The sequence below is a fragment of the Poriferisphaera corsica genome (assembly GCF_007747445.1).
Lineage (GTDB): Bacteria > Planctomycetota > Phycisphaerae > Phycisphaerales > Phycisphaeraceae > Poriferisphaera > Poriferisphaera corsica.
Genome location: NZ_CP036425.1, coordinates 1,163,102 through 1,181,746 on the forward strand (window position 1 = coordinate 1,163,102; position 18,645 = coordinate 1,181,746).

The 18,645-nt window shown below is 50.1% G+C and carries 13 protein-coding genes; 4 read left to right on the forward strand and 9 right to left on the reverse strand.

What is annotated here, in order from left to right:
• Positions 1-408: 408 nt before the first annotated feature.
• The gene (locus tag KS4_RS04675; protein ID WP_145075302.1) at positions 409-1,176 is read left to right on the forward strand and encodes a PEP-CTERM sorting domain-containing protein; all 768 of its coding nucleotides are present in this window, start codon (positions 409-411) and stop codon (positions 1,174-1,176) included.
• 93 nt (positions 1,177-1,269) lie between these two features.
• Here KS4_RS04675 and KS4_RS04680 read toward each other — a convergent pair whose 3' ends face one another.
• Together KS4_RS04680 and arsB are read right to left on the reverse strand one after the other, a co-directional pair.
• Complete coding sequence (locus KS4_RS04680) at positions 1,270-2,739, reverse strand: DUF438 domain-containing protein (RefSeq protein ID WP_145075305.1); 1,470 nt, start codon at positions 2,737-2,739, stop codon at positions 1,270-1,272.
• Positions 2,740-3,034: 295 nt separating this feature from the next.
• Positions 3,035-4,165: an ACR3 family arsenite efflux transporter gene (gene arsB, locus KS4_RS04685; RefSeq protein ID WP_145075307.1), complete on the reverse strand. Its 1,131-nt coding sequence runs from the start codon at positions 4,163-4,165 to the stop codon at positions 3,035-3,037.
• Between the two features lie 247 nt (positions 4,166-4,412).
• Between arsB and KS4_RS04690 the strand changes: the two genes are divergently transcribed.
• Positions 4,413-4,787: an acyl carrier protein gene (locus KS4_RS04690; RefSeq protein ID WP_145075311.1), complete on the forward strand. Its 375-nt coding sequence runs from the start codon at positions 4,413-4,415 to the stop codon at positions 4,785-4,787.
• An 80-nt stretch (positions 4,788-4,867) separates the two neighbouring features.
• Here KS4_RS04690 and mfd read toward each other — a convergent pair whose 3' ends face one another.
• The 5 genes from mfd to KS4_RS04715 all read right to left on the reverse strand — a co-directional run bounded on the left by mfd (position 4,868) and on the right by KS4_RS04715 (position 13,221).
• Positions 4,868-8,290 (reverse strand): transcription-repair coupling factor, encoded by a 3,423-nt coding sequence (gene mfd, locus KS4_RS04695; RefSeq protein ID WP_145075314.1) that lies wholly within the window; start codon positions 8,288-8,290, stop codon positions 4,868-4,870.
• A gap of 190 nt (positions 8,291-8,480) precedes the next feature.
• Positions 8,481-9,083: an N-acetyltransferase gene (locus KS4_RS04700; RefSeq protein WP_145075317.1), complete on the reverse strand. Its 603-nt coding sequence runs from the start codon at positions 9,081-9,083 to the stop codon at positions 8,481-8,483.
• A gap of 146 nt (positions 9,084-9,229) precedes the next feature.
• Entirely contained in the window at positions 9,230-10,210 is a 981-nt protein-coding gene (locus tag KS4_RS04705; RefSeq protein ID WP_145075320.1) for a putative bifunctional lysylphosphatidylglycerol flippase/synthetase, read from the reverse strand.
• 57 nt (positions 10,211-10,267) lie between these two features.
• Positions 10,268-12,469 (reverse strand): NAD-dependent DNA ligase LigA, encoded by a 2,202-nt coding sequence (ligA, locus tag KS4_RS04710; protein WP_145075323.1) that lies wholly within the window; start codon positions 12,467-12,469, stop codon positions 10,268-10,270.
• 122 nt (positions 12,470-12,591) lie between these two features.
• Entirely contained in the window at positions 12,592-13,221 is a 630-nt protein-coding gene (locus KS4_RS04715; RefSeq protein ID WP_200761579.1) for a DUF3553 domain-containing protein, read from the reverse strand.
• Between the two features lie 12 nt (positions 13,222-13,233).
• Here KS4_RS04715 and KS4_RS04720 point away from each other — a divergent pair, with 12 nt between their 5' ends.
• Entirely contained in the window at positions 13,234-13,497 is a 264-nt protein-coding gene (locus KS4_RS04720) for a hypothetical protein (RefSeq protein ID WP_145075329.1), read from the forward strand.
• 553 nt (positions 13,498-14,050) lie between these two features.
• Here KS4_RS04720 and KS4_RS04725 read toward each other — a convergent pair.
• The gene (locus KS4_RS04725) at positions 14,051-14,833 is read right to left on the reverse strand and encodes a hypothetical protein (protein ID WP_145075332.1); all 783 of its coding nucleotides are present in this window, start codon (positions 14,831-14,833) and stop codon (positions 14,051-14,053) included.
• Between the two features lie 188 nt (positions 14,834-15,021).
• On the opposite strand from KS4_RS04725, the gene KS4_RS04730 reads away from it, so the two are divergent.
• Entirely contained in the window at positions 15,022-16,002 is a 981-nt protein-coding gene (locus KS4_RS04730; RefSeq protein ID WP_145075335.1) for a hypothetical protein, read from the forward strand.
• A 793-nt stretch (positions 16,003-16,795) separates the two neighbouring features.
• Here the strand turns inward: KS4_RS04730 and KS4_RS04735 are convergent.
• On the reverse strand, positions 16,796-18,565 hold the full coding sequence (locus KS4_RS04735) for a glycoside hydrolase family 10 protein (protein ID WP_145075338.1): 1,770 nt from the start codon (positions 18,563-18,565) through the stop codon (positions 16,796-16,798).
• Positions 18,566-18,645 lie beyond the last annotated feature (80 nt).

An 18,645-nucleotide genomic window follows, 5' to 3' on the forward strand; every position in this document is an offset into this window, starting at 1 on the left:
ATGAAAAGCAAAAGTACTCACTTTCACTCGGAATCTTCAAAGAATGCCAAACTGTGGCTGAGAATCATGAGAAAACCACAAGGAATGGCCAGGAAATGGCTTTTTTTTGTGCGCACAAACCCGACTGTTAAGCAAAACGTGCGCACAGGATCGTATCAAATTAACGTCAACAAAAAGAAAGCATAATTCGCATCTGCTCCGTTAATTTGGGCGAGATATGAATATCAATTTGATTGAGACGGTTTTAGTGTGCTTTGCATTCGGCAGCTTCAATCTTTTTGTCCAAATCATTTGAATCGGAAATTTGCTGGCGCATACTTGCGGGTAGGAGAAAGATCGACTGATGCAATGTCAGTTGTTCCTGTGCTTAAACCCCCAAAAGTTTGTGTAGATCAGAGGAGATAGATAATGCGAGCTATTCTTGCAAAGTTGTGTGTTGTTGGTACATTGCTTGGTTTTGGTGCTGCGAATGTCGATGCTGGGATGTTGTGGATTGCCGATAAAGCTAATCGTTTGGTTTCGATTGATACCAATACATGGCAGACGAGCTATAAGGGTAAAATGTCGAAGCAGATGACGGACATCGCAATGGATGGTCAAGGCAATCTGTTTGGTATTGATTACGGAAAGCTTTATTCTATCAATAAGAACAATGCGAATACGTGGTCGATTACGAATGGGACCAGTGAGGTGGGGAATGCGCTAGGTTTTGTTGACGGCAAGCTATACAGCATGAAGGCTAACTACCTGTTAGAGATCAACAAATCTTCGGGTTATCCGGTGAAATCACGGTATACAGGGCGATTGACGAGTGGCGATCTCTCGGCTCATAACGGCAAAGCATATATGGTTTCGTACTACAATAAAAATAACTACACGAATGTGTTGGCTGAATTGGATGTGAAGACGGGCCGCGTGAGTGATGTGGGGAGTTTAGGCCGAAAGAATGTTTATGGGTTGGCTGAAGCGGACGGGAAGCTTTATGCGGCGAGCGAGAATGTGATCTATGAAGTGAATACGTCGAATGCGAAGATGACGAAGGTCAAGACGTTGAGCGGTGTGGGGCAGATTTGGGGGATGACGAGTTCGCCGTATACGCCTCCTATTCCGGAACCGGCAAGTGCAGCATTGATTGGTTTAGGTGCGATTGCAGTATTAGGTCGCCGCCGCGGCTAATCGAAGAATAGATTAAGTAGGATGTAGAGAAAGATAAAGCCGATCACGTTCGTGATCGGCTTGTTTTATGTTTGTCGTTTATGGTGTAAGGATTTAATCGTATTGGAGGAGGCGGCGATCGCCTTCGAGGGCGCGTTCGTGGGTGAGGTTTTGTGTGACTTCGAGTGTGCCTTGGTATTGGCCGTCTTCGTTGCGGAGGGCGTAGTAGCGGATATGGATGAATTCGCCTTTCATGTTGATCCAGAACTCCGCGAGCGATTGCTTGCCGGACTTAAAATCCTCGAGGATCTGATCGACGATGTGGACGGAGCCGGGCGGGTGGCAGTGCTGGACAAGGCGGCCGATGACGGCTTTGGGGCGATGGAATACGCGTTTTGGCCCTTCGGAAAAGAAGCGGACGCGATCGTCCGCGTCGACGTATGTGAGGTCAACGGGGAGGGTGGAGAAGATGAGTTTGAGTTGGTCGAGCGTGAGATGTCCGGTGGCGAACATGATGTGCTCATCCCCATCCCCCCTCTGTTTTTGATTGTTAGAAGAGGGGGTGTCAGTTGATTCACTGGAGGTGATATCGAGTGGCATGTTGCTGGGGATGTTTGAGGTTGCGGCGGTGGGGGTGTGTTTCGGTGGGATATAGCCTTCTTGTGGGTCGACGAGGCACCAGCCGAAGATGGGAGATTGTTCGAAGATTTCGGCCCATTCGATGTCGGTGAGGGTTTTGTAGGCCATGGGTAGGAGGATGTGCTGCTCCTTGAAGATCATGGAGGTGACGCTGTCGAATGCGGGGGTGAGTGTGTTTTGTGCGTAGGCTTGCCAATCGGCTGGGGATGATTTTTCAGTGGGGAAACGTTCTTGTGTGAGTTTGAGCTGTTCGCGGATTTGGTCATCGATGCCCCACATGACGGTGGAGGGGCCGGTGATGCCGTGACGCTCGAGAACGGAAAAGAGGAGGTTCTCTTTGCGGTCATAGTGCTTGTCGATGTCCATGAGTTCATTGAGTAGGAGGCGGGCTTGATAGCGAGCGACTTTGGCTTCGTCTAATAGTTGGTTAGGTGTTGCGAGTGTTTTAACATGTGTATTGATTTGGGCGATGTGTTCGGCGAGTGCGTTGTTTTCACGGGTGAATGTATCGATGGGGTGGCCGGGTTTGAGGTCGACATTGGCGAGGGGGTTTTGTGCGGCGTTTGCGTGATGATCGGCGCAGCCGAATTGTTTGGGCGAGGTGGGGGATGGTTGTTGCGGTGGTGTGTTGAGTGTGGTGAGGGAGATGGCGCCGGGGTCTTGGTTTTCTTCGTCGATGGTTGTGGCATCGAGGGGGGGCGCGTCAACGAGGATTTCGGAGACAAGCTTGGCGTGCAGATCGCACATGGACATGATTTCTTTGGGGTCCATGCCCTCGTCGATGAGTTCGGACTCCATCTGAGCGATCTCGGTGTGATCGCAGGCTTTGACGATTTCTTTGAGCTGGGTTTGAACTTCTTCGGGTGAGGAGCCGGCGTGGAGTTGGCGGATGATGGATTTGAGGGTGCGGACGCGGTGTGCGCGGTTGTCGAGGTATTCACTCATAATGGGGCTCCAAGCTGATTCAAGGCTGCAAAAGTATATGCAGGAGGGGGTTACAACACAGGCCTAACGCGGGGTCACGGCCTGGAGCGAACGTGAAAATGGTTGGTTCGCAGATATTTTAAGGTAAAAATATCTGCAAGTATTTTATTGAGAATGGGTCTCAAGTCAATAGCCAAGGTATTTCTTTACGCCATTGTGTTTGGGCAATAAACAAGCACGCGGAGGGTACCGGCGTGCTTGTTGGGAGCGATTGTATGGCTGATGTATAGATTGATGAGGTTTGGGGGACTGGGTTTTAAGACGCGATCGGCGTGTTTGAAACCGTTGTGGTATTTGGGTTGTCGAAGTATTTGGTCTTTAGTTTTAGAGCGACGTTGACGAGAGCAATGAGGACGGGGACTTCGACGAGTGGGCCGATGACGGCGGCAAAGGCGGCGCCGGAGGTGATGCCGAAGACGGCGATGGTGACAGCGATTGCGAGTTCAAAGTTGTTTGAGGCGGCGGTGAAGCTGAGGGCGGCAGTTTGTGGGTATGTTGCGCCGACTTTTTTGGATGAGTAGAAGCTGACGGCGAACATGATGAGGAAGTAGATGAGTAGCGGTACGGCGATGACGATAACGTCGAGGGGGCGGGCGATGATTTGCGAGCCTTGAAGTGAGAACATGAGGATGATGGTGAAGAGCAGGGCGATGAGCGTGATGGGTGAGATTTTAGGGATGAAGGTTTGTTCGTACCAATCTTTGGATTTGAGTTTGATGAGTGAGTAGCGGGTGATGATGCCTGCGAAGAACGGGATGCCGAGATAGATGAGAACACTTGTTGCGATGTCGATCATAGAGATATTGACAGTAGTTGATTCGAGGCCGAGGAGTGGTGGGATGAGTGTGATGAAGATGTATGCATAGAGGGAATAGAAGAGGATTTGGAAGATTGAATTGATGGCAACTAGTCCGGCGCAGTATTGGTTATCGCCTTTGGCGAGTTGGTTCCAGACGATGACCATGGCGATACATCGTGCGAGGCCGATCATGATGAGGCCGACCATGTAGGAAGTCCAGCGGGGGTCGGGAGTGAGGAAGAGTGGGAGGATGTAGCCGAAGGTTAGGATGGCGATGGTGGACATGATGATGGGGCCAAGGATCCAGTTTTGGATGAGGGAGAGCGTGAGTACTTTTGTGTTGCGGAAGACGTCGGAAAGTTCTTCGTAGCGTACTTTGGCGAGAGGCGGGAACATCATGAGGATGAGGCCGAGGGCGAGGGGGATGGAGGTTGTGCTGGTGGGTGAGAGTTTGAGTGAGTCGATGGATTGGGTGAGCTGAGGGGCGAGATGGCCGAGGAGGATGCCGATGGCCATGGCGAGGAAGATCCATAGTGTGAGGTAGCGATCGAGGAAAGACAGCGATTTGGAGAGAGGCTTGGCAGGCATGGTTGTTCTCCGAAGTAGGGGGTGTGGTGGTATTGGGCGGCGAAGCACACTTCGACATTTCGTCAATTAACGAATTGTATAGTTTGAATATGATATGTCAAGAGGGATTCGATGACGTTGTTGTTAGAGGTAGAAGGGCTTGGGAAGTGTGACCTATTGCTGGAGATGTAAGGTGATGGAATTGGATACTGGGGGTAAAATGACTATCTTGCGGCTTAAGAGGATATAGAAATGATGGAGATTTGCGATGGGTCTTGAAGATCTTGAGATAGCTTTGGATTTAGAAAAGGAATTTGGGATTCGCTTTGATAATCAAGATTGGCGTGGTGTTGTTACAGTGGGCGATCTATTTGACCGTACACAGTGTTTGGTCAAGCAACGAATTGTTGATGGTGTGATATGTAGTGTGGGTATCGCGTGTAAGAAGTGTCAATATGTATTGAAGGGGCTTGCGTGCAAGGGAGAATGTCCGGAATGTGGCGAGTTGTACGTGATTGAAAGAGAGATAGATGATCATGTGATACAGGAGAAAGTGATTGAAATTGTGGCTGATGTTTGTTGTGTGAAAAAAACAATGGTGCGGTTACAGAGTCGTTTGATTGAAGATTTGAATGTGGGATGAGTAAAAAGTATTGGGGTCATGGATTTGAGTATTTGAGTGAAAAAGATGAAGGCCCAAAACTACTTACGGTTACTACGGGGTCAGGTAGTTGATTTTGCGTCGCGAATTGGTCGGACGATGAGCTTGCGGAGGACGGCGAGGAGGGTGGCGGCAGGGGATAGGTAGTTTTGTGGGGGGCGGTAGTAGATGGTTGTGGGGTTGATGACGGAGACTCGGCCGGGAGCGGAGGTGAGGATGTTTTCGAGGTTTTTAACTTTGTGGGTGGTGAAGATGAGATCCTTGTCGGCTTCGAGTTTGAGTCGGTCTATCTCCAGAGTAGATGCGGCGATGCGGAGTTCGGTGAGGTCGATGAGTGTTTGGGCTTGTTGGGGAGGGGGGCCGTAGGCGTCGGTGAGGTTTTGGGTGACGGCTTCGAGTTGTTCGAGAGTAGAGGCGCGGCTAATCTGGCGATAGGCTTCCATGCGGTACTTATCAGAGGAGATGTAACGCTTGGGGAGCGAGCCGGTGATGGGGAGTTCGAGGTGTGTTTTTGCAGGTTCGATGATGGGTTCGTTTTTGAGTCGCTTGGTTTCGTGTTCGAGCAAGAGGCAGTACATTTCATAGCCGACGGCGGCGATGTGGCCTGATTGTTCGGAGCCGAGTAAGTTGCCAGCACCACGGATTTCGAGGTCACGCATCGCGATTTTGAAGCCTGCTCCGAGCATGGAGTATTGTTCGATGGCTTTGAGTCGTTTTGCGGCAGTTTCGTTGACGGTGCGTTCTTCGGGGAGGAGGAGGTAGCAGTAGGCGCGGTGTTTGTATCGGCCGACGCGGCCACGGAGCTGGTGGAGTTGTGCGAGGCCGAAGTAGTCGGCGTGGTTGACGAACATGGTGTTGGCGGTGGGGATGTCGATGCCAGATTCGATGATGGTTGTGGCGACGAGGATGTCGTATTCGTGACGCATGAAAGCGAGCATGATTTGTTCGAGTTGTCGGGGTGCCATTTGTCCGTGGCCGATGATGATGCGTGCATCGGGGACGAGTTCTTGTAGTTCGTCTTTCATGCGTTCGATGGATTGAACACGGTTGTGGACGAAATAGATCTGGCCGTCACGGTTGAGTTCACGGATGATGGCGCTTTTGACACGGTTGCGATCGAAGGGGATGACTTCGGTGACGATAGATCGGCGGTCGACGGGGGCGGTGGAGAGAGAGGAAATGTCGCGTAGGCCGATCATGGACATGTGGAGTGTTCGAGGGATGGGTGTTGCGGAGAGGGTGAGGACGTCGGCGGTGAGTCGGTATTGGAGGAGCTTGTTTTTGTGCTCGACGCCGAAGCGTTGTTCTTCGTCGATGATGACGAGGCCGAGATCGCCGAAGTGGATGTCTTTGGAGAGGAGACGGTGCGTGCCGATGAGGATGTCGACTTGGCCAAGTTGAAGGTCGGTGAGGATTCGCTTTGATTGTTTTGGTGTTTTGAATCGTGATAGTGATTCAATGCGGAATGGGTAGTCGGCCATGCGCTGTTTGAAAGTGATTTCGTGTTGCTCGGCAAGGACTGTTGTTGGGACGAGTACAGCGACTTGCTTGCCATATTCTGCGGCTTTGAATGCGGCGCGGATAGCGAGCTCTGTTTTGCCGAAGCCGACGTCGCCGCAGATGAGTCGATCCATTGGGCGATCTTGCGACATGTCGTGCTTGATGGCGTGCATGGCGGCGAGCTGGTCTTCGGTTTCGTCGTATGGGAATTCGGCTTCGAATTCGGACATCCATGCGGAGGCGTTTGGGTAGCGGATGCCGGGCATGGTTTCGCGTGCGGCTTGGACTTGGAGGAGTTGTTTGGCAAGGTCACGGACGGAGTCGGCAACGTTTTTCTTTTGTTTTGCCCATGATTTGCCGCCGAGTTTTGAGAGGGGAGGGCGGCCGTGGAAGCCGCCGATGTATTTTTGGATGAGGTCGATTTGTGTTGCGGGGACGTGTAGGAGTGCTTTATCGGCGAATTCGAGTGTGAGGTATTCTTGTGTGAGGTTGTTGCGGCGCATGGATTTCAAGCCGACGAATTGGGCGATGCCGTGGTCGATGTGGACGACATAGTCGCCGAGGTCGATGTCGAGGAAAGCGTCAGAAGCTTCGGTGGTGATGGGGTCGGCTGAGACTTTGCGGACGCGGCGGCGAGTTTCGTAGCGGTGGAAGAGTTCGTGGTGCGGGATGAGGTGCAGTGATTGGTCTACAGATTGGGCGGCTAGTTTGTGTTTACGAGCTTTGGAGAGGCGTCGCGTTTTTGTGGAGGTTGTGTCGTGTGCGTCGTCACGAAGGAGGTCGTCAGAGTCGGCCCAGACGAAGCCGCGGTGGAGGGAGCCGAGTGAGATGTTGACGAGATGTGCGTGGTCGGGGATGAGCTCTTGTGTGAGTTCGGCGAGGCGGTCGGCTTCGCCTTGCTTGCGGCAGAGGACGTGGACAGTGTTATTGGGTGAGTCGGTGAGGTGGCCTAACTGGCGGATGGCGGACTTGGCGTCATTGTCGAAGGGGACTAACTGTTGGATAGGGAGGTCGACACGGTCGGCGGTATCTGTGCGTGCGGCGTATTGTGTGACTTCGATGTGTGTTTTACGGTTGAGTCGGCCGAATGTTGCGTTGGGAGAGAAGATGCCGGAGGGGGAGGTGAGGCGTTCGTAGTAACCACGGGCTTGTTCGGAAAGCTCGACGGTTTCGTGCATGACAACGATGGTTTGTTCGGGTAGCAGATCGATGAGTGAGGTGGTGAGTTGATTGGCTTGAATTTGATCCGCGGAAGCGCCGACGATGCGTGCAATTTTGACGTGGTCTTTTGAGCCTAGCGTTTCAGGGTCGATTTGGTTTATGCGTTCGATTTCATCGCCAAAGTAATCGAGTCGTATAGGGCCTAATGGTTGGTTAGGCCCTTTGGGGGTGTGGCCGATGGATCCGGCTGGTGGGTAGATGTCGATGATGCCACCGCGGACGGAGAAGTCACCGGGTTGGTCGATGGCATCTTGGCGGGTGTAGCCGGCGTTTGCGAGCCAATTGATGAGGGCGTTGAGATCGAGGATGAGGCCTTCTTCGAGGACGAGTGTGAAGTCGGCGAGTTTTTCCGGCAGTGGGACGGACTGCATGAGGGCTTGAATGGGCGCGACGATTAAATCAGGTGTGTTGTTTTCTACCAGTTGGGAGACGACGTGGAGTCGTTCGCCGAGCAGCTCAATTGAGATGTTCGATTCACCGGGGAGGACTTCGAGAGCGCCGAAGCGTTCGGTTGTGAGGTCGAAGCCAGCGGCTTTGACGACATCGAAATCGTCGAGTGCATCGTCGGCTTCATCGAGGTGGGCGACAACGAGAAGTGTAGGGCGTTTAGTTTTTTCGGCGAGGGCTGCTGCGAGGAGGTTGGTGGATGAGCCGCGTGAGCCGTTGGCGACGATGTGGTTGGCTTTGGATGTGAGATCGATGAGCGCGCGGAATTGCCGCGACTCTAGGAGTTGATCGAGCCATGTAGAGGTGGAACTGCTCATTGTGGGTATTGTATCGGCAAGTGGGCGGTAAGTGTAATAACGCAGCTTATATGCTTAGGGCGTTCTGCGTAAATATTTACGGTGTTGATTGCAGATTGTTGTGGACTTATTGGCACGCCGTGTCGCAATGGGGATAGGTTGTAATGATGCGTGTTTATACGGCAGCGTTAGATGATTTGTGGGTGGCTGTTTATTTTTTGGTTTGGATTTGGGTGAGTGTGATGGGGACGATGTATTTGTCCTTGGGCGGCGCGGCGGGGTTGGGTGAGGGGATTTCGGCGACATCCTCGAGGACGTTGATCATGGCGATCTCGTCGCAGGCGTGGTTTTTGGGGCATTGGATGCAGGCGGACCAAACTTTGAGGGGGAGCGTTTGGCGGTCGATGACGGTGAAGTTGAGGGATTCAAAGAATTTCTGTTCGTAGGTGAGGGTCATGATTTTTTTGATGGAGAGATCGCGAGCTTCGTCGAGGCAGTGCGTGACGAGCGCTTTGCCGATGCCGTGGCCTCGATAGTCGGGATGGACGGCGAGGGAGCAGATTTCACCAAGGTTGGCCCAGATGATGCTGAGGCCTGAGACGCCGACAACGGTGGGTGTGGGGGGGGTGTTGTCTTCATTGAGGTTGGCGGTGTCGATTGCGACGTGGTATTTGCGGATGTTTTCGTAGAGCGTGGCGAGGGTTTGTGAAAGCATGAGGCCGAGTTCGGCGCAGTCGTTAATGATCTTGCTGAATGCGGGTACATCGGCAAGCTCGGCTTTTCGGTACTGAATATTGGGTGTGTTCTGTGGCATGGCTGGTACTGCTGGGAGGGTGGTATTTGGGTGTATGGGGAATGAGGGTATGCGAATAGGTCATTATACATGGGGAGAAGGGGCGGAGGAAGGGCGTGATCTCAGAGCGGGAAGTGGTCATGAAGCGGGGGATTGGGGGATAAAACTTAAGGTTGGGCGGGGGGTGGAGAAAGAGGGGGAGATGATGATGTGAAGGTGAGCAGTTCGTAGATGAGGAGAATGACTGCGCCGAATAGGAGTGGGAGTAGGAAGTAGATTGCACGAAAGAGGATGATGGAGCCGAGAGCAATGTCAGAGGTGTAGTATTGGGTGAGCATGAGGAAGGCGACGGCGTCGAAGACGCCGAGTCCGCCGGGGACATGGGAGATCATGCCGGAGATTTGAGCGAGGAGGAAGATGGTTAGGACGATGGGGAAGTGGATGCCAGTGTGATGGGGGAGGAGTGTGTAGAGGACGAGAGCGGCGAGAGAATAGTCGACGATGCCGATGAGGGGTTGCAGGAGTGCGATGCGGAGTTTGGGTAGTTTGAAGATGATGTTGCCGGGGAGTTTGATGAGGTAACGGTAGTTGTGACAAAGGACCATGTATGCGGCAACGAGCGTGAGTAGGAAGAAACCAAGCGGTCGTATGAGGTGTGTGGGGATCGGGATATCGGGAGGGAGATCGATGGGGTTGATGATGAAGGATAGGCCGGAGATAGTGAAGATGCCGAGCCACATGGTGACAGAGCAGAAAATGACTAATCGAAAGATAGACGCGGTGCGGAGGCCCCATAGTGGGTAAAAGCGGAGACGCATGGCAGAGGCGCCGACGATGGACATGCCGATGTTGTTGGAAAAGATGTAAGAAAGGATCGATGCGAATGCGGCTTTGTGTATGGGGATTTTTTTGTGGATGTAGCGTAGGCCGAGGAGGTCGTAGCCACAGAGGACGAGGTATGCGAAGAGGTTAAAGAGGAGTGCGAGAAGGATTTTGTGCGTGGGGACTGCTGTGATGTGGTCAATGATGCCTTGGAGTGTGAGGTGTTTAATTTGCCGTTGTAGGATGATGACGACAGTGATGAGGATGCACAGTCCGAATGCGGGGCCGATAAAACGGCTTATTTTATGGGGTATTTTGAGAGGCATGCCAATGTTATGTCGGCAAGGCCTGGGGCGATGGGTGAGGATTTAGAGGTAAGCGGGTTAGAAGAGTGAGGGCTGAGATGGCGGTGTTGGTGGGGGAGTGCTGTTGAGATTTTTGAGTAGTGTGGGTTCGTCCCAGACAGTGACACCAAGTTTGTTGGCTTTATCGAGTTTTGAGCCAGCGGATTCGCCTGCGAGGACGAGGTCGGTGTTCTTAGAGACGGAGGAGGTGACTTTTGCACCGAGGTTGGTGATTTGCTCGGCGAGATCTTTTCGTCCAAAGGATTCGAATGTGCCAGTGATGACGACGGTTTTGCCTGCAAAGGGAGAATCGGATGGGGCAGGGGTATGTCGTTTGGGGGTGCTGAGTGTGAGGTTGGCGTCTTTAAGTTCTTGGATGATGTGTTGGCCGGCTTCGCTGTGGAGAAAGTGGTGAATAGATTGAGCAGTGATGGGGCCGATCTCGTCAATGTCGGCGAGCTGATCGGACTTAGCGCTGATTAGGGTGTCGATGTTGCCGAAGTGTTGAGCGAGGATGTCGGCTGCGCGTGCGCCGATGTGTTGAATGCCGAGTCCAGCGAGGACGCGGGCGAGGCCTTGGGTTTTGGATTTTTCGATGCCTGCAAGGAGGTTATCGATTTTCTTTTCGCCCATACGGTCAAGGGTTAAGAGTTGATCACGCTTGGAATGTAGGGAGTATATGTCACCGAAGGATTTGATGAGGTTTGCGTCCATGAGCTGGATGACCGCCTTTTCGCCGAGTGAGTCGATGTCCATCTGATTGCGGCCTACGAACCAGATGATGGATTCGCGGAGTTGAGCGGGGCATTCACGGTTGTCGCAGAAGTGGCCGGAGATGTCGGCATTGGTCAGTGATGCGGGCGGTGGAATGTCGAGTGGCTTGCGCTTTTCCTTTTCGGCTTTGAGTTTTTCTTTTTCAATCTTGCGTTGCCAAACGGCGAGTTCATTGGCGCGGCGAGAATCGTACTCACGCGTGACCTCGCTACCACATTCAGGGCAGGCGTTGGGTTCCTCAATAGGCGTTGTTTTTGAGGGGCGTTTGTCAGTGACGACAGAAACGACTTGAGGGATGATTTCACCGGCTTTTTCAATGATGACGGTGTCGTTGACGCGGATGTCTTTTCGTGTGATTTCGCCGAAGTTGTGGAGTGTTGCGTGTTGGACGGTCGTGCCAGCAAGCGGGACGGAATCCATTGTTGCGCGAGGGGTGAGGCGGCCGGTTTTACCAACTTGCCAATCGACCTTGAGAAGTTTGGTTTCGGCTTGTTCGGCAGCGTACTTGTAGGCGACACACCACTTGGGGAATTTGGAGGTTTGGCCGAGTGCTTGTTGTTGAGAAAAATCGTTGACCTTGATGACGGCGCCATCAGTGGCGTAGTCAAGTGAGTTGCGTTTTTGATCGAATGATTCGATGTATTCGAGCGCGTCTTGGATTGAATTGCCGGTTTTGATTTTGGGGTTGGTGGGTAGGCCGAAGGCTTTGACAGTGTCGAGAAGATTTTGTTGAGAGGTGATGGAGGTGATGGGTTCGATTTCACCGTAGCCGTGTGCGAAGAAGGCAAGGCCGCGTGCCACTTGCTTCGGATCTTTGGTTTTTAATGCGCCCGCAGTAGCGTTGCGAGGGTTGGCGAGTAGTTCGTCGCCAACTTTTTTACGTTGTTTGTTGATGCGATCAAACACATGATTAGGCATGTAGATTTCGCCGCGAACCTCGAGAACATGAGGAGCGGTGAGTTTAGACTTTGTTGATGAGGTGAGTTTGATAGGAATCGCAGCGATCGTTTTTACGTTGTTGGTGATGTCGTCGCCTTTGCGTCCGTCACCACGGGAGAGGGCTTGCGTGAGGATGCCGTTTTCATAACGTAGAGAAACGGCGACACCATCGATTTTGGGTTCGAAGATGAAGTCGACTTTGGATTTATCAGAGGTATCAAGTCCTTTATAGACGCGCGTAAACCATGCGGATAGATCAGCTTCATCATAGGTGTTGTCGATTGAGAGCATGCGTTTTTTGTGGGTGACTGTGTTGAAGCCATCGATGGGCTGGCCGCCAACACGTTGGGTTGGTGAGTCGGGGGTGCGAAGATCGGGGTGTTTTTCTTCGAGTTGCTCGAGTTCTTTGAGCAGCGAATCGAACTCTTTATCAGGTATGAGTGAGAGCGCATCGACGTAGTAGCTACGTGAGCATTCGTTGAGATGGTCTTGCAGGTATTTGATGCGTTTTTGTGGAGTGTCGGCCATGTGTGAGATTGTATCCGAGGGTTGTGATTGGGTCGATGATGGTGAATACGTATAGGGCTGAGTGCAAAAGAAAACGGACCCGCGAAGGGTCCGTTTGTGATTGTTGTTCTGGGGTGCTTGGATCAAAGTGATTTGAAGACTTTGTCCATGGCAGATTTGGCAGCGGGGTGTTTAATTTTGGCTGCAATTTGTTTGACTTCGTTGAGTTGGCCGTTGTGTTTGAATTCGACAACGATACCTCGGAGGTGCTGATCGCGGTCACGTGCGAAGCGTGGGAAAGCGTGCTCGAGTTCATGGCGTGTGAATTTTGAGAGTGGATCGTTAAGCCCGGTTTGAATCACGGCCCAGTCGATGAGTGAGCGTGGATCGGTGCTGAAACGATAGGTTTCTAGCGTAGCGATGAGCCGATCCATGAGCGATGTGAATGGGTCAGAGAGTTTACTGGGAAGATCCCAGAGTTCATTTGATTTTTTGATGCCGGCTGCTTTTTCGAGCTCGCCGAGCCAGCCACCAGTGGCTTGTTCTTTTAGTCCAGTGTTCATTTCTTTCGAGTTCCTCTTGTTGACAAGCGGTGCGATGGCTGTGTTGATCACGACGCGACCTCGGTTCGCAAAATCGATGGCGAGACGCTGAGCTTGCGCTCCTTCGTGTGTGATCGTTGAGGCATCGCGTACAACACCGTCACCCCATTCGGGGCGTTTAGGGTGGACGACTTTGTCGCCACGGGTAAATGTTGTGCTGTACAGGTTCATGAGTTCCATCTCATGTTGAACGAGCAATGTACTGGCCAACTGGCGCAGAGCAAGCCAAAGATTGGCTGCGAATCAGGTCAGATTGATGTTGTCATCAAGCGAATGCTGAACGCATGGCTTGAGACACGCAAATCGAATGGAGAAACCATCCAAAACCCAAGTTTGCATGAGCAGCTTGTAGGCTGGCTTGTTAAGAAAGCAGCAAACAAACTGCCGCGTGCATGGCACTACTGGCAAGTCGTTGCTCAGATTTTCACTTTAATACCAACCACGTAAGTAACGTGATTGTACCGCAACATGCTAATTAAATACGGCTTGAGTATATCTCTACGGTGCTTCCGATTGCAAGTAAATCAGTGGTTTTTCCACAGAATTATTGTGGGGTATTATCTGTAAATCCAATGCAATTTAAGAAAATTTGTTGTCATCTAAGGGGAGAAATTGGTTGTTGGTTAGCAGCAGCAACATCAATATTCGTCATTTGTATACCTGAGGAGTCTGCGTTGTATTTGAGTCTTGAACATGTGTTTAGTTTATCCACAATTAAAAAAGTGTGGGTAACTGACTTCAGATAATACTTAGAATGATGGGTAATTATGGTGTGTAAAAAGAGTTAGTGCTGGTCATAGATGATTGGGAAATATGGTAGTTGCGGTGAGAACCTAATCAGATTATCTTAATGCTATCTTGTTTGAGTGGTGGGTATTTGAGCTCATCAAGATAAGAACTAGTTTGCCCCCGGAAGCCCGTATCGTAGCGTTCTGCTGCGGTGCGGGTTTTTTTGTGTTAAGAAAATAAAATAAAATGAAGCGATGAGCGGCGATGTGTGTTACAGCGGATCATTATTGTTTGTGGCATCGGAGCCATCATTTGTTTGATCGTTGAATTCTACGTCTTCGGTCTCGCTTTCTTCCGCAGCTAAGATGTCCTCGCGGGAGTAATCAGTGACTGAGGTGGTTTCAAGAAGTCGATCGATTTTGCGTCTCAGCAGGAAAAGCATTGGCACATGAGGTATACGACGCAGCTCTGAGCGTCCGGTGGCTGAATAGACGATGAGTGTGCCTGCACCAAGTGTTAATAGCTCAAGAATATCTGGGTAGGTGGATCGTACTCGTTTGGCGCCACGCGCTAATGAATCGTCGGCGCGACCCCAAGCAATGTGTTCGAATTCATTATGAGTGATACGCCAGCGGTGTTGAAGGCGGCTCCAGATGAACATAACAAGGTAAGGGGGAGTGAGGAGAATGCTCAAAGCAATTGCGAATCCTGAGCTATAAGTGACCCCCAGTGATGCGAAAAACTTAAAGAGATTACCGAAGAGCGTGAAGCTCTCGTATCGCTGCAACCACATGCCTAGAAAGAAAAATGCAATAAAAATGACAGCCCAGAAAGCGGTATGGTTTCTTTCGACGTCAACACTGATCGTGAGGGTAACCAGAAGGCATATCAGGAGATAGGCCCAGCCTAGTGTGGGGAGCAATGATTCAATACTGGCAAATGGGAAAAAGATATAGCCCGCAGCGATGAGTGGCCAAACAAAGATTAGCTTGGGGTATGTATGAAAGACAACGGCTGACTGGTTCTTGCGGTGTTTTGTTTTGAGGTTTGCCATAAGTATTATGATACCGCGATATTTGCAGTGATGATATTGATTTGATACGTGTATATGCAGAAACGAGAATTGTTACTTGTATGTATGCAATGTTGACTCAATGTTTTCTTAAGGATTCTTTTGTTAGAATGCGAGGCAATTTACCGGGCAGTCAAGGACGTTTAGAAGGGATTATTCTGATGAATCAAATGAGTAAACATAAAAGAACGATTATGGCAAGCGCGGTATTGGCATCGCTTGCGGCGAGTGGGATGGCTCAGGCAGAGGTAGGGCCAGGATTGCTGTTGAAGCCTTGGTCGGAAGAAACTCAAGTTGAAACGGTTAATGGTGGTTTTACGATTTTTGATAATGAGACAGGCCAAGAAGAAGATATCAGTATTGCATACATTTCATCTTCATCGCGTATGAAGTTGGATAAGTATGATCAGCCTAAAATATCGGTCGGTTACACAGCGAACTCGCTGATTGTAGATTCTGATGTTGCTGGGTTGCCGGGCGGTTTAAATAATTATGCAGTTGCGATGGCGTATGACATTGGTCAGGTGTCGGATGACTGGCGTCTTGGATACACCGTTGGGATGGGTACAGCGAATGATGGGCATTTTCAGAATACAGATTCGTATTATGCGATGGGTAGCTTTGCGGGAACCTATATGATTGACGAGCAGCGTAGTTTGGTTGTTGGTCTGACATATGATGGGAATAGGGATATCTTGCCGGATGTTCCGTTGCCGTTTGTTCAGTTTAATCACTATGTCTCGCCGCAGTTACAGTACATGCTCGGTTTTTATAACAGAGTGAACTGGCAGCCCAACGAATCGTTCAAACTTACAGCGGGCTCAGGACTGTTTCCCGGTGGGCAGATTATTGGTGCTGATGTAAAAGCGAGCTGGTTGATATCTGAACGGATTGAAACGTTTGTAAGCTTTGAGCAAATGACCGAAGGTTTCTATAAGGATGATCGTGATGATCGTCGTTTGTTCTATCGTTTCAATGCGGCCAAAGTCGGTGTGAATTACACATTAGAGAATGGCGTGAATATTGAAGGCGGTGTTGGTTATGCGTTCAATCAAAGTTTCAGTGAAGGATTTGATGTGAGGACGCTAGACAAAATTGCAAAGCCGGATGATCACGCGCTGTTGTTCCTGAATGTGAGTGCAGCATTCTGATTTTTTCGGTGGAACCATGTAATTGATAAGCCATTCTTCGGAATGGCTTTTTTCGTGCCTGAGATGGAGTGTTTGTAATAACTACTTGTGAGAACAGAGGTCATAAACTGAAAGCGATCTATTTTGCCCTGTTTAACACGTTTGCCCGAATTTCGTAATTAATACGTTTGTTATTTACTCGGTCATTATGCAAGAAATATGAGATATTTCGCTTCCCAATAGAGGTATTGAATTCGAGTATTGTTTTGATTGTTCAGTGCATTTGAGAGAATCGAGAGTTGATTCTGATTTGCACGGAAAGTAAGAAGAATAAGTAAGGAGTAGAACGGGCTTCTTGCGAGCTCGTAGGTAGTGCGTGATGTCGAAAAGATGTTACGTGGATTGATCGCTTGGCCAGTGTTGATCCAATATTAATTCGTTGACGCAAGGATCCAGAAAACCTTGTGTTTTTGGCGTTTCATATTGGTGTAAAACGAATGCTGGAAATTAAGCGACAAAAAAACCGGCTAATGCACCGATAGGTGGATAAGCCGGTAATCAAGATTGATTCTATCCCCCTAGTGCGCCGAGCCAGACTAGACCCAGACTGGTTCGGCGCCATTTTTATATTCAGTCATTCGGCAAATTAATTACGTCGGATAAGAAGCATCATCGAATATAGGTAAATGTTTTCCATTCACAGGTTTACTGTAATTCGTATAGAACAAGTGTTGAATTAGTCGAACTTTCTATATTGAAATGAAAAAGCCGATGTTAAACATCGGCTTTGTGTAATCTGAAATTGCTTATGATTTTATGCGCGTTTGCGCCGCTGAAGCAGTATTCCCGATAGGGCAAGCAAAGTGAGTGCTGCGGGCTCTGGGATTGCAGTCAGTGAGCCGAATGGATTGTGTGCAATCGTATCGATCATGAATTCCGCGTCGCCGACACCTTTAAAATACAAGCCATCGATGGTTGCTTCCAAAAGGTCAATGTCTCCATCACCACCGCCAGAGGCGAAGATATTCCAGTCAGCGATATCATCGAGTTTCCACTCGTATAGATGCCATAGACCGTCACCGATGACCTCCTGCCAGATGCCGTATTCTCCGGTATCTGGATCATCAATGATAATTGAAGCTGACATATCTTGGTTGGTCGTTTTTAGCCAGAAGCCGATATAGCCTTCGGTGAAAAATTCTTTATTGCCTTCAGTCGCTGCAATTTTATCAATGCCCGAGAGATACCTTAGACGCCAGCCATCGTTGGAACCATCAATCGTCAGTTTTTGAGCTTTTCCGAATTGACCTTGATCTGTCAGTTCTGAAGTTGCACCACTGATGCCCTGGTTACTGCCGGAATATGTTGGGGATGTGTTGAAGTACCCATCCCCATTCTCAAAGTCTTCGATGATGGAGAGTTGTGCGGTTTCACGGATGAGGTTGCGGTTGTAATCGCGTAATGCAAGACCGAATGCGTTGAGGGAGCCATCTGAATTGACCAGATCGCTATAGGAGAACATCTGGTAGCCGTTGGCACCGTTGTTCTTCGCATAGTTGAGTTGGCTATTCAAATCATAGAGCGAATAGGTTGCGCCGCCACTGGTTGGCTGGTCTTTGAGGTAAACACCAATGCCTGCGATCACTGCTGCTTGGCGGTCGTCGGCTCCAGGGTATTTGTCAAAGCGTGATTGGAATGATGAATCGCCATAGGCATAGATCATGGGCATAGCCGCATCAACGTTGCCGTGCTGTACCCACCATTTTGCATCTTGTTGGTATGAGCTTGAACCTGTATTCGGGTCGCCCCATGTTGCAGCTGAAAGCTCAAGATCAGGATTGATTGCTTTGATTGCATCGTCAATACTGTCGACCACTTGAGTCACATGAGCCGCAACCCATGCTTTGTAATGAGAAGAATTCGTGTTGACGTATTGGCCTGAACTCAAGCCATATGCTTGTCTGTAGTAATTGACCGTTTTTGAGTCTGCCATGTATCCATTACTGAACGCATTACCGATCATGCGGATGTAATCGAGGTGAATACCGTCCACATCATATTTTGTTGCGATGTCAGCCGCGACGTTGGCTAGATGCTGTTTTACTTCTGGTAAAACAGGATTAAACGTCACGTAGCCTGATCCAAGTGGTTGTGTTGACCCGTCTGCTTTTTTTAAACGCCAATCTGGGTTTTGACTCCAGACATGGTTGGAGCTCGGCGTGCTTGAGCCGTTCATCATGGGCATGGTGTTCATATATGCATGAAGCTTCATGTTGTAGCCATGAGCATAATTTACTGCGGGATCAAGTGCATCCCAACTGATCGCTTTGGTTTCGTACGCACTATCGTAGTAAGCATCACCCGAGCCGCGTATTTGGAATGAGATATTGTTCAGGCCCATTAATTTGGAATTGCGCATGATGTTCTTCACGCCCGCTTCCGTGCCATACTTATATTCGTAACGCGTCACCCACAGACCACGATAATCGTTGAATTTTGTATCAGCATTGACGGCTGCCTGAGCGGCTGTTGCGGTGCAAAGTGCTAGGGCAGCGATAGTCATGCGTGAATATGTGGCGTGCATTCAAACCTCCAAATGTATCTATTGGTACTTAACGTTCATGTATAGTTATATAACATGCGTGTGAAATACGGAAGATAAAT